The organism is Opitutus sp. GAS368 (genome assembly GCF_900104925.1).
Classification (GTDB): domain Bacteria; phylum Verrucomicrobiota; class Verrucomicrobiia; order Opitutales; family Opitutaceae; genus Lacunisphaera.
On the sequence record NZ_LT629735.1, the window covers coordinates 3,306,872 to 3,330,099 of the forward strand.

Annotated in this window: 19 protein-coding genes; 13 read left to right on the forward strand and 6 right to left on the reverse strand. The window is 67.6% G+C overall.

The genetic code is table 11. From position 1 onward, the window contains the following. The first annotated feature begins 72 nt into the window (after nt 1-72). From BLU29_RS14075 to BLU29_RS14105, 7 genes are all read left to right on the forward strand, one after another. Nucleotides 73-2,370: a PAS domain S-box protein gene (locus tag BLU29_RS14075; protein WP_091059155.1), complete on the forward strand. Its 2,298-nt coding sequence runs from the start codon at nt 73-75 to the stop codon at nt 2,368-2,370. Continuing rightward, nucleotides 2,367-2,861, forward strand: a complete 495-nt coding sequence (locus BLU29_RS14080) for a response regulator (protein WP_091059157.1) — start codon at nt 2,367-2,369, stop codon at nt 2,859-2,861. Before BLU29_RS14075 ends, BLU29_RS14080 begins: the two co-directional genes overlap by 4 nt. Further along, entirely contained in the window at nt 2,858-4,024 is a 1,167-nt protein-coding gene (locus BLU29_RS14085; RefSeq protein ID WP_157693885.1) for a histidine kinase, read from the forward strand. The genes BLU29_RS14080 and BLU29_RS14085 overlap by 4 nt, the downstream gene beginning before the upstream one ends. Further along, nucleotides 3,957-4,586 (forward strand): response regulator transcription factor, encoded by a 630-nt coding sequence (locus tag BLU29_RS14090; protein WP_091059163.1) that lies wholly within the window; start codon nt 3,957-3,959, stop codon nt 4,584-4,586. Before BLU29_RS14085 ends, BLU29_RS14090 begins: the two co-directional genes overlap by 68 nt. 120 nt (nt 4,587-4,706) lie before the next feature. Next, nucleotides 4,707-7,601 (forward strand): polysaccharide biosynthesis/export family protein, encoded by a 2,895-nt coding sequence (locus tag BLU29_RS14095; RefSeq protein WP_157693886.1) that lies wholly within the window; start codon nt 4,707-4,709, stop codon nt 7,599-7,601. A gap of 18 nt (nt 7,602-7,619) precedes the next feature. Beyond that, complete coding sequence (locus tag BLU29_RS14100) at nt 7,620-8,708, forward strand: SLBB domain-containing protein (RefSeq protein WP_091059167.1); 1,089 nt, start codon at nt 7,620-7,622, stop codon at nt 8,706-8,708. 361 nt (nt 8,709-9,069) lie between these two features. After that, a complete protein-coding gene (locus BLU29_RS14105; RefSeq protein ID WP_157693887.1) occupies nt 9,070-9,501 on the forward strand; it encodes a nuclear transport factor 2 family protein in 432 nt (143 codons plus the stop codon). A gap of 459 nt (nt 9,502-9,960) precedes the next feature. On the opposite strand, the gene BLU29_RS14110 is transcribed toward BLU29_RS14105, so the two are convergent. Both BLU29_RS14110 and pabB read right to left on the reverse strand, forming a co-directional pair. Then, nucleotides 9,961-10,776, reverse strand: a complete 816-nt coding sequence (locus tag BLU29_RS14110; protein ID WP_091059172.1) for an aminotransferase class IV — start codon at nt 10,774-10,776, stop codon at nt 9,961-9,963. Further along, entirely contained in the window at nt 10,773-12,161 is a 1,389-nt protein-coding gene (gene pabB / locus BLU29_RS14115; protein ID WP_157693888.1) for an aminodeoxychorismate synthase component I, read from the reverse strand. The genes BLU29_RS14110 and pabB overlap by 4 nt, the downstream gene beginning before the upstream one ends. Nucleotides 12,162-12,651: 490 nt before the next feature. On the opposite strand from pabB, the gene hemA reads away from it, so the two are divergent. Beyond that, nucleotides 12,652-13,767: a glutamyl-tRNA reductase gene (hemA, locus tag BLU29_RS14120; RefSeq protein ID WP_091059177.1), complete on the forward strand. Its 1,116-nt coding sequence runs from the start codon at nt 12,652-12,654 to the stop codon at nt 13,765-13,767. Between the two features lie 393 nt (nt 13,768-14,160). On the opposite strand, the gene hemC is transcribed toward hemA, so the two are convergent. From hemC to hemH, 3 genes are read right to left on the reverse strand one after another with little or no spacing between them, the layout of a single operon-like run. After that, entirely contained in the window at nt 14,161-15,027 is an 867-nt protein-coding gene (gene hemC, locus BLU29_RS14125) for a hydroxymethylbilane synthase (protein WP_091059178.1), read from the reverse strand. Beyond that, nucleotides 15,024-16,448, reverse strand: a complete 1,425-nt coding sequence (gene hemG, locus BLU29_RS14130) for a protoporphyrinogen oxidase (RefSeq protein ID WP_091059181.1) — start codon at nt 16,446-16,448, stop codon at nt 15,024-15,026. Before hemG ends, hemC begins: the two co-directional genes overlap by 4 nt. A 52-nt stretch (nt 16,449-16,500) precedes the next feature. After that, nucleotides 16,501-17,607 (reverse strand): ferrochelatase, encoded by a 1,107-nt coding sequence (gene hemH, locus BLU29_RS14135; protein ID WP_091059183.1) that lies wholly within the window; start codon nt 17,605-17,607, stop codon nt 16,501-16,503. Between the two features lie 215 nt (nt 17,608-17,822). Here hemH and BLU29_RS14140 point away from each other — a divergent pair, with 215 nt between their 5' ends. The 5 genes from BLU29_RS14140 to BLU29_RS14160 are packed head-to-tail and all read left to right on the forward strand — an operon-like array spanning nt 17,823 to nt 21,533. Then, nucleotides 17,823-18,152: a cytochrome c gene (locus tag BLU29_RS14140; RefSeq protein ID WP_091059186.1), complete on the forward strand. Its 330-nt coding sequence runs from the start codon at nt 17,823-17,825 to the stop codon at nt 18,150-18,152. 19 nt (nt 18,153-18,171) lie between these two features. Continuing rightward, nucleotides 18,172-18,846: a hypothetical protein gene (locus BLU29_RS14145; RefSeq protein ID WP_091059189.1), complete on the forward strand. Its 675-nt coding sequence runs from the start codon at nt 18,172-18,174 to the stop codon at nt 18,844-18,846. A 1-nt stretch (nt 18,847) separates the two neighbouring features. Further along, on the forward strand, nt 18,848-19,789 hold the full coding sequence (locus BLU29_RS14150; RefSeq protein ID WP_091059190.1) for a 4Fe-4S dicluster domain-containing protein: 942 nt from the start codon (nt 18,848-18,850) through the stop codon (nt 19,787-19,789). Next, the gene (gene dsrP / locus BLU29_RS14155) at nt 19,786-21,066 is read left to right on the forward strand and encodes a sulfate reduction electron transfer complex DsrMKJOP subunit DsrP (protein WP_091059193.1); all 1,281 of its coding nucleotides are present in this window, start codon (nt 19,786-19,788) and stop codon (nt 21,064-21,066) included. Before BLU29_RS14150 ends, dsrP begins: the two co-directional genes overlap by 4 nt. 5 nt (nt 21,067-21,071) lie before the next feature. Beyond that, complete coding sequence (locus BLU29_RS14160; RefSeq protein WP_157693889.1) at nt 21,072-21,533, forward strand: hypothetical protein; 462 nt, start codon at nt 21,072-21,074, stop codon at nt 21,531-21,533. Nucleotides 21,534-21,542: 9 nt separating this feature from the next. On the opposite strand, the gene BLU29_RS14165 is transcribed toward BLU29_RS14160, so the two are convergent. After that, on the reverse strand, nt 21,543-23,171 hold the full coding sequence (locus BLU29_RS14165; protein ID WP_157693890.1) for a DUF2339 domain-containing protein: 1,629 nt from the start codon (nt 23,169-23,171) through the stop codon (nt 21,543-21,545). Between the last annotated feature and the right edge of the window lie 57 nt (nt 23,172-23,228).

The following is a 23,228-nucleotide window of genomic DNA, read 5'->3' on the forward strand; positions in this document are numbered from 1 at the left end:
GCGGGTCGGAGCCCTATCTTGCCATAGCCCCTGCTGTCATGGTCGCGAGTGCGGCCAGGCCGGCAGCCCCGCATGAAGAAGGAAATCAACGTCCTGATAATCGAAGATGTGCCCGCCGACGTGGTGATCATCAACCACGAGCTGCGGCGGGGCGGGCTTTCCTTCCGTTCCAAGCGCGTGGGCACGAAGGAGGAATTCCTCGAGGAGCTGCGCAGCGGACCGCCCGACCTCATCCTCTCCGACCACGGGCTGCCGCAGTTCGACGGTTTTTCGGCCCTCGCCATCGCCCAAAACCAGTGCCCGGAGGTGCCCTTCCTTTTTGTCACCGGCTCGATGGGCGAGGAAGTCGCCATCGAAAGCCTCAAGAGCGGGGCCACGGATTACGTCCTGAAGAACCGGCTGACCGGCCTGGTGCCCGCCGTGACCCGCGCCCTGCGCCTGGCGGAGGAACGGCGCAAGCGGGTGGAGGCGGAGCATGCGCTCGGCCTGAGTGAGGAGCACTTCCGGAACCTGGTCGAGGGCGTCAGGGATTATGCCATCTTCATGCTGGACACGGCGGGCAACATCACGACCTGGAACACCGGCGCGGAGTGGATCATGGGCTACCCGGCCGCGGAGATCGTCGGGCGTTCGCACGAGTGCATGTTCCTCGCCTCCGACGTGGCCGCCGGTCAGCCGGGCAAGCTGCTGCGCCTGGCGGAAAACAAGGGCCGCAGCGAGCGCGAGGGCTGGCGCCTGCGCAAGGGCGGGGCGCGTTTCTGGGCCAACACGGTGGTGAGCACCCTGCGGAACCCCGAGGGCGGGTTGCGCGGCTTCGCGGTCATCACCCGCGACATCACCACGCACAAGGAAGTCGAGGCGGTGCTGGCCCGGCTGGCGGCCATCGTCCAGGGCTCGGACGACGCCATCATCAGCAAGACCCTCGAGGGCATCATCACCAGCTGGAATCACGGGGCGGAGAAGATTTTCGGCTACACGGCGGAGGAGGCCGTCGGCCGGTCCATCGTGATGCTGCTGCCGCCCGAGCGGAGCGAGGAGGAGCTCTCCACCCTGTCGAAGCTCGCGCGCGGGGAGAAGGTCGAGCATTTCGAGACGGTGCGGGTGACCAAGGACGGGCGGCGGATCGACGTGTCGGAGGGCATATCCCCGATCAAGGACGACACCGGCCGGGTCATCGGCGCCGCCAAGATCGCCCGCGACATCACCCAGCAGAAACTGGCGCAGGAGCAATTGCGGCGGGCCGAGGCCCGGAACACGGCGATCCTGCAGGCGGCCCTGGATGCGGTCATCACCATCGACCGGGAAAGCATCGTGCACGACTGGAACACCGCGGCGGAGCGCATGTTCGGCTACCCGCGGGCGGAGGCCATCGGCCGGAACGTCGATGCGCTCATCATCCCGTCCACGCTGCTGCAGGTTTATCGCGACGGGCTCGCGCAATACCTGATCCTCGGGGCCGGCAGTCTCATCGGCCGGCCGATCGAGCTGACCGCCCGCCGCGCCAACGGGGCGGAACTCGCCATCGAGCTCGGTATCACGCCGATCGCCGCCTCCGAGCCGCCGCTCTACACGGCCATCATCCGGGACATCAGCGCCCGCAAGGAAACCGAGGCCGAGATCCGCCGGTTGAACGTCGAGCTCGAGCAGCGCGTGCGCGCCCGCACCGCCGAGCTCGAGGCCGCGAACCAGGAACTCGAATCGTTCAGCTACTCCGTGTCGCACGACCTGCGGGCCCCGTTGCGCCACATCACCGGCTTCATCGAGATGCTCCAGGCCCGCGCGGCCCCGGCCCTGGACGAGGAGAGCCAGCGCCTGGCCCGGAGCATCGCCGATTCGGCGGCCCGCATGACGCGCCTGATCGACGCCCTGCTCGGGTTCTCCCGGCTGGGCCGCGCCGACCTGCGCAAGATCCGCGTCTCGCTCGCCGCCCTGGTCCGGGGCGCGCAGCGGGAGCTGCGCAGCGAGATGCACGACCGGAAGATCGAGTGGATCAGCGGCCCCCTGCCGGACGTGGACGGGGATCCGGCGCTGCTGCAACAGGTGCTGATCAACCTGCTCGCCAACGCCCTGAAATACACCCGGCCGCGGGAGGTGGCACGCATCGAGGTCGGGGCCAAGGCCGACGCGCGGGAGGTGGTCTGCTTCGTGCGCGACAACGGGGTCGGCTTCGACATGCGGTATGCGGACAAGCTTTTCGGCGTGTTCCAGCGGCTGCACCATCCTTCGGAATTCGAGGGCACGGGCATCGGCCTGGCCAACGTGCGCCTCATCGTCCACCGGCATGGCGGCCGCAGCTGGGCCGAGGGCACGGTGAACGAGGGAGCCACGTTCTTTTTCTCGCTGCCGGTCGCGGCGGCCCCCGTCCCATGAGCCGGCGCAACCTGATCCTGGTCGCCGACGACGACGAAAACGACCTCCGGATGACCCTGGAGGCCCTGGCCCATCGCGGCACCGACCTGGAGGTGCGCACGGTCCACGACGGCGCGGAGGCGCTCGACTACCTTTACGGCCGCGAGGCGTTCAAGGACCGCCCGACCGGCAACCCCGGGATGCTGTTGCTCGACCTGAACATGCCGCGGATCGACGGCTGGGAGGTGCTGCGCCGGATCAAGACCGACGCCGCGCTCCGCACCATCCCCGTGATCGTGTTCACCTCCTCGTCCCGGGACCACGACGTGGACCAGTGCTATGAGCTGGGGGCCAACGCCTACGTGGTGAAGCCGATCGATTTCCGCCAATTCACCGAGGTGGTGCGCGACATCCAGCATTTCTGGACCGAGTGCAACCGTCCGCCGGGTCCGCTTCACGCCGTGGAGACGGCCCCCGGGCCGGTCGGGGCCAGGGCGGGCAACAACGCGTGAGCAAGGAGACGCACATTCTGCTGCTGGAGGACGACATCTCGGATGCCGAGCTGGTGAAATATGCCCTGGGCCAGAGCGGCCTGGCCTACACCATGGAGCGCGTCGAGACCCGGGAGGAGTTCGCGCACCGGCTGACGGGCCTCGCGCCCGACCTGATCCTGTCCGACTACCATCTCCCGTCCTTCGACGGGTTGCTGGCGCTGCAAATGGCGCGCGAAAAACTGCCCGACGTGCCCTTCATCTTCGTCACCGGCACGCTGGGCGAGGAGCGCGCGATCGAGACCCTGAAGCGCGGCGCTTCCGACTATGTGCTCAAGACCCGGCTCTCCCAGCTCGTGCCCGCCGTGCACCGCGCCCTGCGCGAGGCCGGCGAGCGCTCCGAGCGGAAACGCGCGGAGGAAAAGCTGCGCGAGTCGCACGAGCAGCTCCGCGCCCTGTCGGTCTACCTGCAGTATGTCCGCGAGGAGGAGCGCACCCGCATCGCCCGCGAGGTGCATGACGAGCTGGGGCAGGCCCTCACCAGCCTGAAGCTCGACCTCTCCTGGCTGCTCGGCCGCCAGCCCGCCGGCCAACGGCCGCTGCACGACAAGATCAAGGCCATGTCCCGGCACATCGACACGACCATCCACGCCGTGCGCCGGATCGCCACGGAGCTGCGCCCCGGCATCCTCGACGACCTCGGGCTCGTGGCCGCGCTGGAGTGGCAGGCCAACGATTTCCAGGGCCGCACCGGCATCGAATGCGACGTGGCCAGCACGCTGCGCGATGACGAGCCGCTCGACGCCGACCTCAACACCGCATTCTTCCGCATTTTCCAGGAGACGCTCACCAACATCATGCGGCATGCCAACGCGACGAAGGTGGTCGTCCGTTCCAGCGAGGAGCAGGGGAGCGTGCTCCTCACGGTCCAGGACAACGGCCGCGGCATCACCGCCGCGGAGATCCACGACACGCGGTCCATCGGGCTCGTGGGCATGGGTGAGCGCGCCGCGCTGCTCGGCGGCGAGGTCACCTTCCAGGGCGGGCCCGGCAAGGGCACCACGGTCACCGTCAAGATTCCGCGGTCGCATCCGCCACCGCGGAGCATTGTTTCCCATGAAAATCCTGATCGCGGACGACCACGCCGTGGTGCGCCAAGGCTTGAAGCAAATCTTGGCCGATGAGTTCAGCCGCGCGGCGTTTGGCGAAGCCGGCACCGCGCAGGAGGCCATTGCCAAGGTCTGGGAGCAGGAGTGGGATGTCGTGGTGCTCGACATCACGATGCCCGGCCGCAGCGGCCTCGAGGTGCTCGGGGAGATCCGCAAGTCGCGCCCGCGCCTGCCGGTGCTCGTGCTCAGCATGCACCCGGAGGACCAGTTTGCCCTGCGCATGCTCAAGAGCGGCGCCGCCGGCTACATGACCAAGGAGAGCGCGCCCGAAGCGCTGGTGGGCGCGATCAAAAAGGTGCTGGCCGGCGGCCGCTACGTGAGCCCGGCCCTCGCCGAGCAGATGGCCGCCTACCTCGGCACCGACGTGCAGAAGCCCCCGCACGAGCGGCTGTCCGACCGGGAATTCCTGGTCCTGCGCCTCATCGCCTCGGGCAAGACGGTGAGCCAGATCGCGGACCAGCTGGCGCTGAGCGTGAAGACCATCAGCACCTACCGGGCGCGCATCCTGGAGAAGATGCTCATGCAGTCGAACGCCGAACTCACCCATTACGCCATCCAGAACCGGCTGGTGGAATAAGGGCCTGAGAATGGATGGGGTCGCGCCGGCTTGGATTGGAGGTTTTCACCCACTGACCCGGCCGGTGCGGGCAGGCTACCGTGGGACTGGTCGGGTTGATGCCCGCCGCTTTTTATGTCAATGAATGCCAGCGTCGATCCCGACCCAGCCCGTCCGAACTTTCCCCCGCCGCCCGCCCGATGGAACGGCCGGGCGGCCCCGCTGCCCGCGCCCGCCAAGTCCTCCGTCCAGGATTTCTGGCCGCTGATGGTGGCGGTGGCGCAGCACTGGTCCTGGCTGGCCGCCGCCGCGGTGGCCGGGTTGTTGCTCGGGGCGCAGGGCGGCCGGATGCTCTGGTCCACCGGTTACACGGCCGTCGCGCAGATCATCCGTTACGAGACCCCCGACCCGCAGCTTTTCCAGCCCCGCCAGATCGCGACCCCCACGCTCGCCAGCATGATCGATTCGGTCGAGGTGCACGCGCGCGTGGGCGCCCAGTCCAAGCCCCCTCTCTCCGCCGGGGCGGTGGCCGCCGTGTTGCGCATCACGCCGGAACGCAACAGCGACATTCTCAACGTGGCCATCTCCGGCCAGGACCTGCCCGCGGCGGTCGCGCTGGCCAACCGCTACGCGGCGGAGGCGGTGCACTTCACCCAGCAGCTGCAGTCGCAAGAGGCGGGCGATGCCAGCCATTATCTCGAGCAGCAGCTCACCAAGGTGGAAAGCGAGATCACCGCGCTCAACGCCAAGTTCCGCACGTTGCCCCCGGCGGCGCTCAAGGCCGCGGCCCTGCCCCGCCCGACGCTGTTGCTGACCAGGCTCGACGAGGCGCGGGAGCAGCTGGCGGACCTGCTGGCCCGCTATACCGAGGCCCATCCGCTCGTGCAGGAGCAAAAGGCCCGCCTCGCCGCGCTGGAGCAGCAGGTCGCCCAGCTGGCCAACCGGCCGGCGGTCGCGCCCGGCGGCGGCGGCGCGCCGGACCCGACCGCCGCCTCCGGGGCGGCGATGGACGCCGCCATGGCGGGCGGGGACGTCGAGATCATGCGCGAGGTCAGCAAGGCCCTCGAGGGTCAGCGTCTGGTGCTGGCCGGCCGGCTCCGGCTCACGAAAATGCTGCAGGACAATCCGCCGGGTTATTACCGGATCTTCGCCCCGGCCACGCCCGAACATGCGGTGGTCAATCATCCCGCGGCCAAGATCGGCTTCCTTGCCGTCCTGGGCGGTCTGTTCGGCGTGGTGCTCACCGTCGGCGTGGTGCTGGGCATCGAGCTCTTCGACCGCCGGTTGAAAACCGCGGCCGACGTGCGCCGCGTCACCCGCCTGCCTGTGCTGGCCAGCCTCGGACACCTGGGACGCATGCCGGTGGCGGCGCAGATCCAGTGGGGCTTCCGCACTTGGACGGCGCTGCAGAACCGGCTCAGCGAGTCGCCCAACCAGGGCCTCGTCTGCGGTATCACTTCCTCGAGCGCCGGCGAGGGCCGCTCGGTCTGGGTGCGCCTGCTCGCGGAGGCGGCGACGCAGTGCGGCTTCCGGGTGCTCACCATTTCCACGCGTCCGTCGCCCGACGGCAACCTCAAGCAGGCCGAGGCCGCGCCCTCATCCCCGTCCGCGCCGCCCGCGGCCTGGCCGGCGCCGACCGCCCTGGCCGCAAATGTGCTGAGTTCCCCCGCGGAGATCGCCCAGCAGCTGGTCAATCCCGACGGCCCGCCGCATGTGCACATCCCGCTGCCGGGCTGGGTATGGAATCTCGAGCGGCGCAAGGAATGGCTGGCCGCCCTCGGGCACTGGCGGACGCTGGACAACGTCGTCATCCTCGTCGAACTGCCGCCCGCCTCGGCTCCCGAATCGGTGCTGCTGGCGCAGAACCTGCCCAACCTCGTCTGGCTGGTGGACGGCACCATTGCCGGGGCGCCCGAGACCTGTGCGCAGCTCGAGACCCTGCGTCATGCCCGTTGCAACGTCGTCGGGGCCGTCATCAACCGCGAGGCCACGCCCGTGTCCACCGACCGCCTTGCCCGCTGGCTGCCCAACCTGGCGGCGCTGCTGCTGGTGGCGGTCCTGGTCGCACCCACCGGGGCGCGGGCTCAGCCGGCGGCCGAGGCGCCGCCCGCACCACCGGCGGCCCCCGAGTCCCTTTCGGTGGTATCCCCGCGGCAACGGGCTGACTGGCAGAAGCAGCTCACGCTCGGCCCGGGTGACGTGCTGCGCCTCGCCCTCTACAACGAGCCGACCCTGACCCAGCCGGCGGTCACGATCCAGCCGGACGGGCGCATCAGCTTTCTGGAGGCGCGCGATGTGACCGTCGCCGGGCTCACCGTGGACGAGGCCCGCGCCAGGCTCGATACCGAGCTGGCCAACTACCGCCGGGCGCCGCGGACGATGGTCGCGCCGATGGAGTTGCACAGCAAAAAATATTTCATGCTCGGCAAGGTCGCGCAAAAGGGCGTGTTCACGCTCGACCGGCCGATGACCGTCGTCGAGGCGGTGGCGCGGGCCAAGGGCTTCGAGACCGGGCTGGCCGGGCGCAATGTCGTGGATCTGGCCGACCTCTCGCGCAGTTTCCTGGTCCGCGGCGGGCACCGGGCGCCGGTGAACTTCGAGCGACTCTTCACGGCGGGCGATCTGGCGCAGAACATCGCGGTCGAGCCCGGCGATTATTTCTATTTTCCGCCGGCGGATCTGCCGGAGGTCTACCTGCTCGGCGAGTTGCAGTCGCCGGGCCCCGTCACCTACACGGCAAACCTCACGGCGGCCCGCGCCATCGCGGGGCGCGGCGGCCTCACGCCCAAGGCGTGGTGGCGGCAGGTGCTCGTGGTGCGCGGCTCGCTGGACCATCCGCAGACCTTCGTCGTCAACCTGACCGACGTGCTCGCGGCCAAGGCGCCGGACCTGGCGCTGCAGCCGCGCGACATCGTGTTCGTGAGCGCGCGGCCGTGGTTCAAGGCCGAGGAATTGCTCGACGACGTGGCGACCGCCTTCGCCCAGTCCGTGGTGGTCTTCTGGACCACCGACAAGGTCGTGCCCGTGGTGCGATGACAACCGGCCTTCACTCTTATGAAAAAGTGCTTTCAACTGCCTCTCGCCAGCCTGATCGTCCTGCTGTCGGGCGGTTGTGCGGGCCTCGGCCCGTCCGGTGAACGGCCGGCGGCGCTGGCCCCCGGCAATCCGGCCGGTGAAGCCCGGACTCCCGGCGCCGAATTGCTGCGGCCCTCCGAGAAAGTCTTCACGCTCGGGCCGGGCGACCGGCTGGAGATTGAGATCGCCGGCGATCCCGCCTCGCGCACGGCCACGCTGGTCGGCCCCGACGGCAAGATCTATTACCAGGTGCTGCCCGGCATCGATGTGTGGGGCCTGAGCCTCGCCCAGGCCCGGGAGGCGCTGGAGCATGCGCTGGCGGACCTTTACCGCGAGGTGCCGCGGGTGACGATCACGTTGCGTGAGGTGGGCAGCAAGCAGGTGTGGCTGCTCGGCCGGTTGACCGCACCGGGACTATACCCGTTGACGGGGCCCACCACGCTGCTGGAGGCGATTGCGCGCGCCGGCGGGCCGGCGCCCACGCCGGTGTTTGCCACGCTGACCTTGGGCGGCACGGCGACCTTCGCCGGCGGCAGCGATGAGGCGGCGGACCTGCGCAATGCCTTTGTCGTGCGTGGCGGACGGCTTTTGCCGGTGGATTTCTCCCGGCTGCTCCGCCAGGGCGACATGGCGCAGAACATCTATCTCGAGCCCGATGACCTGGTCTACCTGCCGTCGGCGGTTTCGCAGGAGGTGTATGTGCTCGGGGCGGTCAGCCAGCCCAAGGCCGTCAGCTGCACGGAGCGCACGACGCTGCTCGGGGCGATCGCCGGCGCGGGTGGGACGATCAAGGACGCCTACCTTTCACACGTCGCGGTCGTGCGCGGCGGGGTGGGGGCGCCGCAGATCACCGTGCTGGACTACCAGGACATTGTGCACGGCCGGGTGCCGGACGTGCGGCTGGAACCAAATGACATTGTCTACGTGCCGCTCGCACCCTACCGCACCATCACCCGCTACCTCGACCTGATCCTCACGACCTTCGCCCGCACCGTCGGCGTCAACGCCGGGGCCCGCGCCGTGTCGCGCGGCCAGGCCGTGGGCATCAGCGTGCCCGTCGGGCCGTGAGCCGGCGGCGGCGTATCCGCCGCGGCACTGATGTTTGTCCAGCGGAGCATCAAAACCGCCATGGGCAATCCTGGAAGGGATCTGATCCTTCCCGGGCCCTAGCACTCCTCCGTCAGGTATATGATGCCCCGGGCGACACACCCCGCCCTGCCGGGCACCCCTCTCCAGAGGGGACCCAAACCAACGCCGGCGATAATCCCCTCTGGAGCGGGGCCTGTCGGCCATAGGCCCGGCGACGGCTGATGGCGCGGAGCGACGGGGTGGGTCGGAACCTGACGGAGCAGTGCTAGACCGCCCTTGATCAATATGAGACCAGTGCATTCCCTTGATTCAGTGCTCGGCCTACCCCTATAATTCCGCGATGACCCTAAAAAACGCATGTCGGTTGACCCTTTTATTGTCGGCGACGGTTTGCGCATCTGTGGCGCTGGCGGCGGACGAAACAGAAAGGAGCGAAGCAGGTGTCCGGGCCGTTGAGGCCAAGTGGGTGCAGGCGTTTCTGAACGGCGATGAAGCCTACTTGGGCAAACTCCTCGACGACGGCTACGTGTCCGTCAATTTGAATGGCGTGGCCCGTCCGAAGGCCGCGATCATTGCGCTGGCCCAAAAGATTGCGGCAATGCCGAGCCGCCCTGCAGCGACCGCGCCGCATTCGAAAATCACGGTCTTGGGCGACGCGGCCATCGTGGTGGACATGCAACCGGATCAGGTGGCCGTTGATGTGTTCCACTACACCGACGGTGTGTGGCACGCGTGGTATTCGCAGCACACGGCAGTGGCCAAGAAGCCGTAGCGCTTGCGGCTCCCAGACCAACTCTTCGGCTGACTCGATAGGTTTTGAGGCCGGACAGGAAGGAACCGGCCAGGCGATCATGCCGCGACCGATTGCGAGCCTCTTGCCCTTGTCGTCGGCCGGGGGGCTTTGCGTCATACGGAGCTTTTGCATCTTGGGGCCAATTCAGCCAGCTCGGGAATCCGCCGAAGCCATGGCGAGCACGACTATTTCGCGCCCTGGCTCCGACCCGGCCAACCGGGCCATGATTTCATTGCGGTGCGAAAGTTCAGGAAGTGTCGAACAGCCCGACTAAGGAGTGTTTTCAAACCCGGTTTGTCATCCTGAGCGAAGCGAAGGATCCACGGCAGCGAAGGCCATATCGCGAGCGAACGCATGGATGAGGATGTCGCTGCGCTCGGAACTTCACTTCGTTCAGAATGACAGGAAACGAGTATTGGTTGGGTTTGAAAACACTCCCTAACCCAACCGCTCTTGCAACGAACGGGTGACTGGATTGCCGCCGAGATCAAAAGCGGTTTGATCAACCTGACCCACCGGCATGATGCCGAGCAGGGCGTTCGTGACGAAAACCTCGTCCGCTTCGAGCAGGGCGGCCGGGCTGATATCGCACTCGCTGAAGCCCGCCGGCTCCAATATCCGGATCACTCGGGCGCGCATCACTCCCGGCAGGATTCCGCGCGACAAGGGAGGCGTCCAGACCACCCGGTCCCGGACGACAAACACGTTCGTGGTCGCCCCCTCAAGGACGTGCCCCTGGGCATCGACGAACACCGCCTCGTTGTAACCGGCGGCAAGGGCGGCCCGCCTCGCGCGAATGTTACCCAGATAGTTGAGTGACTTCAGCGCCGGTAGCGGTGCGTTTCGCGGTCCGCTCGTGACGGTCATGAGCCGGAAGCCCCTTTCATAGAGTTCCGGCCCGTAGCTGCCCGCCCGGGCCAGAATCAGCTCGGACCAGCCGGAAATGTCACGGAAAACGGCGATCTTCAGGTTGCCGTCCGTCAGCGAATTCGCCGCGATCATCTGGAGGCACTTGGCCTGCAGTCCGTCATGCGCTGAGGGCGGCGGAGCGCCGAGGATAGCGAGGGAAGCGGAGAGACGGGCATGATGATCGGCCAAGAACACCGGGCGGGCGTCCCGCACCCGCACGGTCTCGAAGAGCCCTTCGCCGAACATGAATCCCGGGGCCAGCGGGCTCACCGTGAGCGTCGCGGCTTCCGCGATGCGACCGTCGAACATCGCCCAGCGCAGGTAACCGGCTTCGGGCGTGGTCATGCGTGTCCTCCGCGCAGAGCTGCGCGCATGGCCCGGCCCTTGTCGAGGGTTTCCTGGTATTCGCCGGCCGGATCGGAATCAGAGACGATGGCCCCGCCGACGTGGTAAACCGCGCGGTTCCCGCGGCATTGGATCGTGCGGATGGCAATGTTCAGGTCGCAGGTCCCGTCGAAGCCGAGGTAGCCCAGCGACCCCGTGTAGACGTGCCGGGGGCCCGTCTCGAGTTCGCCGATGATCTGCATCGCACGGATCTTGGGCGCCCCGGTGATGGAACCGCCCGGAAACATGGAACGGACGCAGTCGAAGACGTCGCAATCCCGGCGCAGCCGGCCCGAGATGGTCGCCACCAGATGAAAGACGGTGGGATGCGCCTCCAGGCGGTGCCGTTCCTCGACGCGGATCGAGCCATATTCGCAGACCCGGCCGAGGTCGTTGCGCTCCAGGTCCACGATCATCAGCAGCTCGGCGTGATCCTTCTCGCTGGCCAGCAGTTCGGCCCTCAGGCTCTCATCCTCCGCTGCGGTGCCGCCGCGCGGGCGGGTGCCCTTGATCGGACGGGTCACGGCCCGGCCGTTCCGATCGAGCCGCAGCAACAGCTCCGGCGAACTGCTCAGAATCTGGCCGTCGCCGGTGTTGAGGTAGGCGCCAAACGGAGCGGGGCTGAGCCGCCGCAGGCGTTCGTAGATCGAGTAGGGGTGCTCCGTGATCTGGCACTCGAACCGCTGCGAGAGATTGACCTGATAGATGTCGCCGGCGGCAATATACTCCTTCGCCCGGGCGACGAGCCTGAGGTAGGCCTCGGACTTCAGATCCGGGACCGGTTCGCAACCGGACGGGGCGCGGTTCTCCGGTTCGGGCGCAGGCCGGCCCGGCCTGGTCGCACGGCGCACGGCTTCATGCAGCCGGGCCAGAATCGAATCGGTTCCCGTGGAGTCGACCGGATTGGCGATGGCGAAGGTTTTCCCGGCGACCAGGTCGCAGGCGATGACACCATCGTAGAAGCCCAATTGCGAATCGGGAATTCCGCCGTCATTGTCCGAGGGGCGGCGGACGCCCTCGAGGCCGGCTCCGAACTCATAGCCGAAGAACCCGACGGCTCCGCCGGTGAACGGGATCGCGACATTGCCCGCGGAACGGTAGCGGGCCATGAGGTCGCGCAGATGCGTCAGCGGCTCCGCGTTCACCTCCACCGTGGCGCCTTGCGTTTCGACGGTGACGCGATTTCCCAGGACCCGCCAGGTGAGGAAAGGATCGAACCCGAGGAACGAAAAGGCGCGGTCCGCCGGGGGCCGGGCGCTGTCGAGGAAGAAGAATCCCGGCCGCTCGCAGAGGGCGCGGGCGAGGGTCTCGGGTGGGGGGGCGTTTAGGATTTCCTCTACGATCATCGGAATTGCGGCAACGGGAACCGGCGAGCTTGGGTGCGTCCGGGCAGGGTGAAAGCCAGGGCCGCGCGACCATACCCATCGGTCCCGGTTCGTAAACAGAAGAGTCGCATGGTTTGAAGCCGGCATTTCACGGCAAATTCGGCGACCGGCGTCAGACAGCGCACAACGAAAACCACGGCTGGGCGCAAACTGGTGCGGGCACGCCCAGAACCAATTGTGCGAACGGGAGGGCTGGGAGAACCGACGCTTCTTTCCGGACTCTATAAAACGCTCGCTCAGAATGATTGCCTGGGGCGTTTCTATTCCACTGTGCCACTATGATTTGGGAGGTTCGGCTGTTGCGTCCACATCATCGTCTGGGCTGGGGGGACATGATTTCGCCGGCTCTAGCATCCATCCACAATATCTGCGTAGGGGATGGCAACACCTGCGCAGACGGATTTCGTGATTCTGGCATACTGGCGCCAATCAGACCCAGCCATCTGCAACCATGAATGCCGGAGAATTGTTCCTGATCGGAGCCACCCACCGCACCGCCCCCCTCGGACTGCGGGAACGGCTGTCACTTTCCCTCGAAAACGAGGCGGAACTGGCGGCGGAATTGACGGCCTTGGCGGGGCTCTCGGAATTCGTGATCCTCAACACCTGCAACCGGGTGGAAATCTATGCGGTGGGGGAAAGCGAGTGGCAGGCCCGGAAGGTGGCGGCGGCGTTTTGTGCCCGGCGGGGCTTTGCCCTCGCGGAATTCGAGCGGATCAAGCTGATGCTCACCGGCCGTCCGGTTATCCAGCATTTGCTGGAGGTCGCCAGCGGGCTCGACTCTCAGATGATCGGTGAAAACGAGATTTTTGGGCAGGTGAAAAAAGCCTTCCTGACCGCGCAAGTCCGGGGATCGGCGGGACCGGTCCTCAACCGTATTTTCCAAAAAACCTTTCAGGCCGCCAAGCACGTCCGGACACATACGGGAATCACCGCCGGACTGGTCAGTGTTTCCAACGTCGCGGTCGAGCTCGCGCTGCGAATTTTCGGAAAGTTGGGCGAGGCTCGTGTGCTGTTGCTGGGTGCGGGTGAAATCGGCCTCAAGGCCGGCCGCGCCTTTCGAAGCCGCGGACCGGCTTCGCTGGTAATTGCCAGCCGTCGTCTCGAGCGGGCCCGCGAGGCCGCCGAAGAGCTGGGCGCCTCCGCCGTGTCGCTGGATGAGGCCATGGCCGGTCTCGGGAATTTCGATGTGATCGTGTGTTCCACTTCGGCGCCGGGCGTGATCATTTCCCCGGAGCAGGCGGCCGCCGCGGTGGCAAGTCGCCAGGGCCGGCCGCTGTTCTTCATCGATGTCGCCCTGCCGCGCGACGTTGATGCCGGCGTCGCCGCGCTCAAGAACGTCTTTGTGTATAATCTCGATGACCTCGCAAAGATCGCGGCGGAAAACCGCAGCGCCCGCGAGTCGGAGATTGTCCGGTGCCGGCAGATCCTGGACCAGAAGGCGGCCTCCCTTTGGGCGCAGCTTGATCGCACGCCGGGGATTACGCCTGGCCTGGATCCGGCGGGAGTCAAAGCGACCGGACCGGCGGGATTCCTTCCCGGCGAAGCGATGGCTTGCGTGGCGTGAGGGCTGGTGCGCCAGCGCAGGAGGCTGGCCGGAACCAGGCGGTTAAAGGGCACGTTTATTCCCTTAGAACGAATAACTGGAGAGCGGGCGACCCCGCCCGCGGGTGGTTCGTGAATGCCCCGGGGATCTTTCTCGTAAGCGTGCAGGAAAGGGGAGCGCGCTGGCCTCGACCCGCGTCACCATGGGTCGCACACAAACCAGCGGGTTGGGGTCAACCCATTCCACCCGCCAATTGTCTGGTCCCGGCCTGGGGTGGTGTCAGACTGGTTCGGTTCATATTGTAGGAGCCTGCTGGCAGGCGATTTTGACCTGCAGAGCCAATCCCCACGCCCGAATCGCCTGCAAGCAGGCTCCTACATCCGGGAATTGGTCTCTTGCGATTAGGCCGCGAACTTATCTGACGGGACCCGGGATGAGTTGCAACCGGCCCAGCACAGTGCGGGCCGTCTCGCGCGGATTGGTCAATCCCGCGGCCGTAATCTCGATGCGGTGGGACCCCGTGAGTTCGTGATAGAGATGCAGTGTTTCGGCTTCGACGAGCGCCCCGAACGCGGTGTGGCATCCGGCCCCCAGCGCGGCTTGCAGCGCCCGTTCGAGATTGATTTGCCGGGCAGTTGCCTGGTCCAGCGCGGGGGTGAATTTCCCCACGTCGGCGGCGCGGCATTGCACCGCAATCGCGCCCTGACCGACGGCCGGGGTCATCTCGTTCATTGCCAATGGGCGGAAAACCAGGCCCGGCCAGGTTGCGATCCCCAGACGGGCCAAGCCGGCCGCCGCCAGCACGGTGGCGTCGGCGACGCCGGCGGCTACCTTGCGAAGCCGGGTGTCGACGTTGCCGCGCAGCTCGGTGAAAGTGGCGGCGGGAAAAAGTTCCTGCAGCTGCAGCCGGCGTCGCGGGCTTCCCGTGGCGATCGTGCGGGGATAAGCCACGCCCTCGCGGAGCACAAGAACGTCGCGTGGATCGGCGCGCGGGAGGTAGCCGGCAATGGCCAAGCCGGCCGGCATGTCGCCGGGCAGGTCCTTCGTGCTGTGCACCGCAATGTCGGCGTTTCCAGCCAGCAGGCTCTGTTCGAGTTCCCCGGTGAACAATCCCTTGCCGCCCTTTTTCTCGAGGCTCCATTCCGCCTGCCGGTCGCCGATGGTCACGAATTTTTGCAAGACGCACTCGAGGGCCAGCCGTTCCAGAAAACATCCGGCGACGAGGTGCGCCTGGGCGAGGGCGAGCGGGCTCTGGCGGGTGGCCAGGATACAAGGTTTCATGGCGGGGAAATGTGCCGGTGCGCAGCTCCCGCCAGGCGGTTTCCCGCCGTGATGCAGTTGGCCAGTGAGACGCCATCCCGGCAGGTGCCGCCGATGAAGAGACCCGGGGCGCCCGCCTCGGTGGCGGCACAGGCGTCCTTGAACTGCTGGAAGCCGACGGTGTATTGCGCGATGGCGTGCGGCCAGCGCTGCACCCGGGTGAACACGGGCAGGCCGCGCACGCCCAACAAGGCGGCGAGTTCGGCCTGCACGGTGGCCAGCAGTTCGCGGTCGGTGGTCCGGGTGAGTTCCGGCTGACGGGTGCCGCCCACAAAGGTAGTGAGGGCGACGTGACCGGCTGGCGCGCGTCCGGGAAAGAGCGTGCTGGAGAAGAGCGTGCCGAGGATGCGGCGTTGTTCCACGGCCGGCGTGAGCAGGCCGAAGCCGTCGAGCGGGTGGGTCACGTCCGCGCGACGGTAGCCGAGGAAGACCGAGGCCACGGGCGGCTGGCGGATGGTGCGCAGCGCGGCCAGACTGGCGGCGGGCATGTGCTCGAACCTGAGCCCGGCGAGGATCTGGGGCGGCAGGGCGCAGACCACGGCGGAGAAGGTTTCCTCGCGGAGGAGACCGTCGGCGACAAATCCGACGCGCCAGACGGGACCCGTGCGACCCACGTGGGTGACGGTGCGGTGCAGGCGAAGATCGGCGCCGAGGGCGCGCGCGAGGGCGCGCGGGACTTCCGCCATGCCCTCGGGGAACGAGATCATGCGGCCGCGCGGACCGCCGCTGGCGTTGCGGCGCGCCAGGGCCCCGCGGGCGAGCGAGCCATGTTTCTGTTCGAGGGCATGGAGCTTGGGGAAGGCCTGTCGCACCGAGAGCGCGGCCGGATCACCGGCAAAGACGCCGGCAACGAAGGGATTCACGATATAGTCGAGGAATTCCCGGCCGAGGCGGCGGGTGACGAACTCCGCCACGGATTCCTCCCGGCCGGCCGGGGCGCGGCCGCGGAAGGGTTCGCCGAGGAGGTTGAGCTTCGCGGACCAGGACAGCAGCGGGCTGGTGGCGAAACTGAAGGGCGAGTCGGGCAGCGCCACCGGCCGCCCGGCGCGGACCACGTAGCGTTTTTGGGCCGCGGGCGAGGCCTCGATTTTCCGCGCCCCCAGGCCGAGGTCGTCGAGGAACGCGGTGATCGCCGGCGTGTTCTCGAAGAGCGTGTTGGGGCCGGTCTCGAGCAGCCAGTCACCGTCGCGCACGGAGGCCATGACGCCCCCAGGCGCGGCGCCGGCCTCGAACACGACCACCGGGATGCCGCGGCGCCGGAGATGCCACGCGGCGCTCAGCCCGGTGATGCCGCCGCCGAGGACCGCCACCGGCAGCGGCGCGCGGCCCGGGTGGTTCTGGCGGGAAGATGGCGCAACCGGGGAGGGCTCAAGCGAGGGCATGACACAGCTTAGCAAGGCGCGCGGCGGGGTGCGCCGCGCCCCTTGGCGGGAATCATGCAGAAATTGCGTCGGCGAACCGGGGGCGGGCCACGGCCGGCTCGCTCACGCCCTGCCAGCGGGCCACGCGGCCGGCGAGGAATTCGATATACGGCGACTGGTCGTTCAGGCAGGGAATCAGCTGGAAGCTCTCGCCGCCGGCCGCGAGGAAGGTGGCACGGCCCTCGACGGCGATCTCCTCGAGCGTTTCCAGGCAGTCGGCGACAAAGGCCGGGCAGAGCACGAGCAGGCGTTTCACGCCCGCCGCCGGCAGCCGCCGGAGCTCGTGGTCGGTGAAGGGTTCGCACCAGGGTTCGCCGGCGAGCCGGGACTGGAAGGAGACGGAGTAGCTGCCCGCCACGAGGCCGGCGCGGGCGGCAAAAGCCCGGGTGGTGGCCATCACCTGGGCGCGGTAGCAGGTCGCGTGGGCGGGCGAGGGCACCGTGCAGCAGTGGGCCGTGCACTGGCAGTGGGCGTGCGAGCTGTCGGCCTTGCGCAGGTGCCGCAGGGGGATGCCATGGTAGCTGAAGAGCACGTGGTCGTGCGGCTCCACGAGCCAGGGCCGGCTGGCCGCGTGCAGGGCCTCGATATAGTCGGAATCCGCATAGAACGGCGCCACGCAGTCGATGACCATGCCGGGATCGCGGCGCGCGGCTTCCTCGCGGACGCGCACCACCACGGTTTCCCACGAGGACATCGCATAGTGCGGGTATTGCGGGATGAGCAGCACTTCCTCGATGCCCTCCGTCGCCATCCGGTCGACCACCGAGGCGATCGAAGGCAGGCCATAGCGCATCGCGAGATAGACCGGCAGGTCGGGATCGACCACGGCGGCCAGCTTGCGCTGCACGCTGAGGGAGGTGCGGATGAGCGGGGAGCCTTCGGGCGTCCAGATGGACGCGTAGGCGTGGGCCGATTTTTTCGGTCGGGTCGGCAGGATCACGCCCTCGAGCAGCAGCCAGCGCAACGGGGCCGGCAGGTCGAGCACGCGTTCGTCGCCCAGGAATTCCCGGAGATAACGGCGCACCTCCGGGACCGAGGGCGTTTCCGGCGAGCCCAGGTTGACGAGCAGGACGGCCCGGGCACGGCGGGGGAAATCCAAGCTTGAATCGGACGTTTTCATCCCACCCAGCCTAGCAGAAACAGGAGCGGTGCACGCGGCACCGGTTGCCAGGCACTGTGCAGATCTTGCCCGGCGCGCTCCGCGGATCGGCGGTCGCCGGGCGGGGTGGTCAAGATATGCGCCATGGCGGACAAGATGTGGCGAGCGGCCGCGGCTGCTCTCGCGCATACTGGCCCCGCGGTTTCAAGCAACGTCCGACCCAAATCTCTCAGCCCATGACCACCCACCAACGACTGCTTCTCCTGACCTTCGCCGGCGCGGCCCTCACCGCCTACGGCGCCGATGCCGGCACCAACTGGACGGAATCCTGCGCCAAGTGCCACGGAGCCGACGGCAAGGGCGACACCAAGATGGGCAGGAAGCTCAGCATTGCCGACCTCACGGACCCGAAGACCCAGGCCAAGTTCACCAACGAGGAGGCGTTCAAGTCCATCAAGTCCGGCCGCACGGACGAGAACGGCAAGACTACCATGAAAGCGGTGGAAGGGCTGACCGACGAGGACATCAACTCGCTCGTCGCCCATGTCCGCACGCTGAAGAAGTAAGCCGCGCCCCCGCCCGCGCATGAACCCCCTGGACCAGCGGCCCGACGACGGCGGGAATGGGGTCCGCACCCGCTATTGGCTCGCCGGCCTCACCGCCGGCTTCCTCGGGCTCGCGGCTTTCTTCCTGGCCACGGCCAAGAGCCAGCCCGTGGCACGCGTGGCCATCCCGCTGGTCGACGTGAAATTCCTCGCCACCACCCCTTGGCGCCAGACCTATGCCGACCTGGTCAGGGCCAAGGAGGATCTCTCGGACTATGACTGCTACGCCTGCCACGAACAGAAGAAGCCGCCGGTGATCCGCTTTGACGCGGCCGGCAAGGTCCTCGTCCCGAAGGAGCACGCGAACATTGTGATGGGCCACGGCTTGCACGACCGGAACAACCTTTGCTACAACTGCCACAACGAGCAGAACCTGACGACATTGCAGGTCCGCGACGGCAACGTGGTGAAGTTCGACAACATCCCGACGCTGTGCGGCAGCTGCCACGGCCCGACGCTGCGCGACTGGGAAGCCGGCGCCCACGGCCGCACCAGCGGCTACTGGGACCGCGAGCTCGGCGAGCCGACTCGCCTCGTCTGCGCCAACTGCCACAACCCCCACGCGCCACGCATCCCCACGCGCGAGCCCGCGCCGCCCCCGCACCTTCTGCACGGCAATCCCGCCACCCCCGAAACGGCCGAGCCCGCCCACTGACATGTCCGCCCCCACGCCCACCCCCGACCGGACTTCCGACGCCGCGATGTCGCGCCGCAGTTTCCTGCGCGGCTGCGCCGCCTTTGGCGGCCTCACCGCCCTGGCCGCGAGCCTGGCGCCACTGCGCGAACTGGGTGAGCTTACCAGCGAGCAATTCCTGCAGAAATACTACAAGGAGATGACGCCGGAGGACATGAAGAAGGCTCTGGCGCGCATCGAGCGCGAGGTGCAACACCAATACGGCATCCGTCCCCACGTGCGCGATCTCAAGCCCATGGACGGCGTCGAGTTCGTCTACTGCCTGAACCTCACGCGCTGCATCGGCTGCCGCAAGTGCGTCCATGCCTGCGTCGCTGAGAACAACCAGTCGCGCAACCCCGAGATCCAATACATCCGCGTCCTCAAGATGCCGCACGGCTCGATGGACGTCGAGAAGGGCGACCACAATTACACCGACGCCTCCGTGCCCGCGAAAGGCTTCTTCTACATGCCAGTGCAGTGCCAGCAGTGCAAGAACCCGCCCTGCGTCAAGGTCTGCCCGGTCAACGCCACGTGGCAGGAGAAGGACGGCATCACCGTCATCGACTACGACTGGTGCATCGGTTGCCGCTACTGCGAGGCCGCCTGCCCGTATTTCGCCCGCCGGTTCAATTTTACCAAGCCCGAGATCCCGCCGGAGCGGCTCAACCCCAACATGGCCTACCTCGGCAACCGCCCGCGCAAGCAGGGCGTGATGGAGAAGTGCCACTTCTGCATCCAGCGCACCCGCGCCGGCAAATATCCCGCCTGCCTCGAGGTCTGCCCGGTCGGCGCGCGCAAGTTCGGCAACATCCTCGATCCGAACAGCGAGGTTTCCTACATCCTCCGCGAGAAGCGCGTGTTCATCCAGCTCAAGGAGGAAATGGGTACCTCGCCGCGGTTCTTCTACTACTTCGACAAATGATCACCGCGGCCCGCAACTACCTCGTGTTCCTCCGGCGCAGCGCCCGCATCGCCTTCGTCGGCGACTGGCGGTATTACGCCTGGATGGGCGCCCTGACCGGCGTCACCCTCCTCGGGGTCAACGCCTACGCCAAGCAGCTGGTCCACGGCCTGGTGGTCACCGGCATGAGCGATGAGGTGTCGTGGGGCGTCTACATCGCCAACTTCACCTTCCTCGTCGGCGTCGCCGCCGCGGCGGTGATGATGGTCATCCCGGTCTACATCTACGACAACGAGGAGCTGCACGACCTGGTCATCTTCGGCGAGCTGCTCGCCGTGGCCGCCATCATCATGTGCCTGCTGTTCGTCACGGTGGACCTGGGCCGGCCCGACCGCTTCTGGCACCTCATTCCCGGCATCGGGCAGATGAACTTCCCGAAGTCCATGCTCAGCTGGGACGTCATCGTGCTCAACGGCTACCTGCTGCTCAACGTCCACATCTGCGGCTACCTGCTCTACTGCCGCTACCAGGACCGGAAGCCGGCGAAGTGGTTCTACATACCCTTTGTGTTCACCGCCATCGTCTGGGCGGTCTCGATCCACACGGTCACGGCCTTCCTCTACGTCGGGCTGGGCGGGCGACCGTTTTGGAACGCCTCGATCGTCGGCCCGCGGTTTCTCGCCTCCGCCTTCACCGCCGGCCCGGCCATCATCATCCTCGCCCTGCAGGTCATCCGCCATGTCACGCACTACCGGATCACCGACAAGGCGCTGCTGACTTTGCGGAGCATCGTGCAGGTATCGATGATCATCAACGTCTTCCTGCTCGTGTGCGAGGTGTTCAAGGAGTTCTACTCCGGCACGACGCACGGTGCCTCGGCGCAATACCTCTTCTTCGGCCTGCACGGCCATCACGCGCTGGTGCCGTGGATCTGGACCGCCATCGCCTTCAACCTCATCGCGATGGTCATTCTCCTGCTGCCGGTCAGCCGCGGCCTGAAATACCTCAACGTCGCCTGCGGGCTCAGCATCGTCGGCATCTGGATCGAGAAGGGCATGGGTCTCGTCATCCCCGGCTTCATCCCCACGCCGCTCGGCGCCATCGTGGATTACAGCCCGTCCGTCAATGAAACCCTCGTCTGCCTCGGGATCTGGGCGTTCGGACTGCTGTGCTACACCATCTTCCTGCGCATGTCGGTGCCGATCCTGCAGGGCCGGCTGTCCAAGGCCAACGAGGGCCTGCCGGAAATCCAGGGCGACGAGCCCGAGGCGCCGCTGCCCGAGCCCGCCACCCGCTGATGTCCATGGCCCAGACGCTCACCGCCGACGACGCCAGGCAGTCCCTCTCCGCCCACGTGGAGGCGAAGGGCATCGAGGTCTTCACCCTCTACGGTCCGCAGATCGGCTGGTCCGCCCTGCAGCGCCTGCTGCAGGACCGCACGCAGGTCCGCTATCCGTGTGAGATCGTTTTCGATGCCGCCGGCCTCCAGCCGGGCGAGTTCGCGCACCCGGAGCCAAAGGGGGCGAACCCCGAGGACGGCTTCACGATGTTCGTGCATCCGCTGTTCATGACTCAGCTCGACCAGGTGCCGGCCCTCGTGCTTTACCAGCTGGTCGCGCTCAACTACGGCGTGTTCGCCTCGTCCGACGACGCCGAGACCTTCGGCGCCGCCGCGCTCGGCCTGACCCGCGACGAATATTACGACCAGCTCTGCGACCTGTCCGACCAGCTGGGCGGCGGCGGGTGCAGCTGTGGCGGCCATTGAGCCGGGCGGCTACGGCCGCGGCGGTTTGCGCATCCGGGTGAAGACGAGGGAGACGAGCACCATCACCGTGCCGAGCGCCAAGAAGGACAGAACACGGTAGACCGGCTCGAAGCGGCTGGTGCCGGCGATCACCATGAACAGCGTGGTCAGCAGCAGCGTGGCGTGGCCCATCCAGCGGAACTTCTGGTTCCGCACGACCAGGTTCATCGCGTAATAAAAGAGGGCGAGCCCGACCCAGGCCAGGCCGGCGTAGCGCACCGGCGCGAGGTGATAGAGCGCGTAGGGAAACACCACGAAGGCCCCGAGCAGATAGGCGTTGCGCATGAGCTCCGTCTTCAGTTCGAGCCGGGCCTTCTGCCAGTTGAGGATCCGGGCGCTCACCAGCGCCACGATGCCGAAGCCGAGACTGATGCCGGTCTCGTGCTCCGTCACGCCGACGTAGCCGAGCACGATCGCCGTGCCGATGAGGAAGTTCGCCACCACGATGAAGCGCGAGCGGAACCAGACGGCCGTCGCCACCACGACCACGCTTTGCAGTGAGAGCCAGACGAAGACCCCGGGCGTTGCGGCCGCCTTGATGATGGCGACACTGAGCGCCAGGTAGCCGGTCATGGCGTAGAGAAAAGTGGCGACCTGGCTCCGCGCCCGCACCCAGAAGAGCACCGCCAGCCCGAGAAACACGGCCGAGGCGGCCACGTGGGCCGCGAGGAAGCCGGCCCCGGACACCGCCAGGGTATGCAGCAGGAACACGCCATAGCCCAGGGCGCAGTTGAGCAGGGCGCAGGATTTCGCGAGGCCGTCCTCCTCGGTGCCGTCGCGCCGCAGGAGCGGGCCGAGCCCGAGCACCAGCATGCACGCGAGCAGGCCGGCCGGGGCGAGCGCCGGCGTCGCGACGAACTGGAATGGCCGGCCGAGCAGGGGATTATTGGCCGCCCAGAGGGCATAGGTGGTGGTGGTGAGCAGCAGCCCGGCAAGCACCAACCCCGGCCAGCGGCCGCGATGGCTGCCGGCGACCGCCAGTCCCGCGAGCAGCACCAATCCGGGCAGGAAAAAGCCGGCGGCGTCCACCGCGAGGCAGGTTGCGTAGCCCGTAGCCAGCGCCAGCCCGGCCAGCCCGGGGGAGCGCCGGTGCCAGGCGAAGACCAGGTTGCCGGCCACGACCAGCGCGAGCACGGCGCGTCCCGCCCCAGAGTCGGTGGTCAGCAGAGGGGCCGCGCCGAAGAAATACAACCGGAGGGTGGCGAAGTAGAGCAGGGCCACCGCGACACCGCGGAGATAGCCGGCCATCCGCGCGAATGACTGCCGCCAGTAGCGGGCCAGCACCAGGAGGCCCGCGGCTCCGGTGGCGCCGATCAGGAACGGCACGCCGGCCGTCAAGCCCGCGTAGGGCAGCGAGACAGTGAAACCGACCGCCAGGGTCAACACCCCGATCCCGACGTTGGCGAACCACTTTTGTCCGACCTCAAACTCGAGCGCATCCTCATTCAAGGCCGGTGCGGCCAGCGGGGCGGCAGCGGGAGTGACCGGTGCGGGGGCGGCCGCCCGGGGCCGGGTGAGCCGGGCCTCGAGTGCGGCGAGCCGGGCCTCGAGTAGCTCAAGGCGCCGGTCCACGGGCAAACTCTGCGGGGGCTCGTTCACGGGGTGGAAGGCGCGCAGCGGGCGCCTTCTCGGCGGGCAGTATCACGCATCGTCGCG

Coding starts and splice junctions, on each gene's coding strand:
- BLU29_RS14075 (WP_091059155.1), top strand. CDS start 73: ATGAAGAAGGAAATCAACGTCCTGATAATCGAAGATGTGCCCGCCGAC.
- BLU29_RS14080 (WP_091059157.1), top strand. CDS start 2,367: ATGAGCCGGCGCAACCTGATCCTGGTCGCCGACGACGACGAAAACGAC.
- BLU29_RS14090 (WP_091059163.1), top strand. CDS start 3,957: ATGAAAATCCTGATCGCGGACGACCACGCCGTGGTGCGCCAAGGCTTG.
- BLU29_RS14095 (WP_157693886.1), top strand. CDS start 4,707: ATGAATGCCAGCGTCGATCCCGACCCAGCCCGTCCGAACTTTCCCCCG.
- BLU29_RS14100 (WP_091059167.1), top strand. CDS start 7,620: ATGAAAAAGTGCTTTCAACTGCCTCTCGCCAGCCTGATCGTCCTGCTG.
- BLU29_RS14105 (WP_157693887.1), top strand. CDS start 9,070: ATGACCCTAAAAAACGCATGTCGGTTGACCCTTTTATTGTCGGCGACG.
- BLU29_RS14110 (WP_091059172.1), bottom strand. CDS start 10,776: ATGACCACGCCCGAAGCCGGTTACCTGCGCTGGGCGATGTTCGACGGT.
- pabB (WP_157693888.1), bottom strand. CDS start 12,161: ATGATCGTAGAGGAAATCCTAAACGCCCCCCCACCCGAGACCCTCGCC.
- hemA (WP_091059177.1), top strand. CDS start 12,652: ATGAATGCCGGAGAATTGTTCCTGATCGGAGCCACCCACCGCACCGCC.
- hemC (WP_091059178.1), bottom strand. CDS start 15,027: ATGAAACCTTGTATCCTGGCCACCCGCCAGAGCCCGCTCGCCCTCGCC.
- hemG (WP_091059181.1), bottom strand. CDS start 16,448: ATGCCCTCGCTTGAGCCCTCCCCGGTTGCGCCATCTTCCCGCCAGAAC.
- hemH (WP_091059183.1), bottom strand. CDS start 17,607: ATGAAAACGTCCGATTCAAGCTTGGATTTCCCCCGCCGTGCCCGGGCC.
- BLU29_RS14140 (WP_091059186.1), top strand. CDS start 17,823: ATGACCACCCACCAACGACTGCTTCTCCTGACCTTCGCCGGCGCGGCC.
- BLU29_RS14145 (WP_091059189.1), top strand. CDS start 18,172: ATGAACCCCCTGGACCAGCGGCCCGACGACGGCGGGAATGGGGTCCGC.
- BLU29_RS14150 (WP_091059190.1), top strand. CDS start 18,848: ATGTCCGCCCCCACGCCCACCCCCGACCGGACTTCCGACGCCGCGATG.
- dsrP (WP_091059193.1), top strand. CDS start 19,786: ATGATCACCGCGGCCCGCAACTACCTCGTGTTCCTCCGGCGCAGCGCC.
- BLU29_RS14160 (WP_157693889.1), top strand. CDS start 21,072: ATGGCCCAGACGCTCACCGCCGACGACGCCAGGCAGTCCCTCTCCGCC.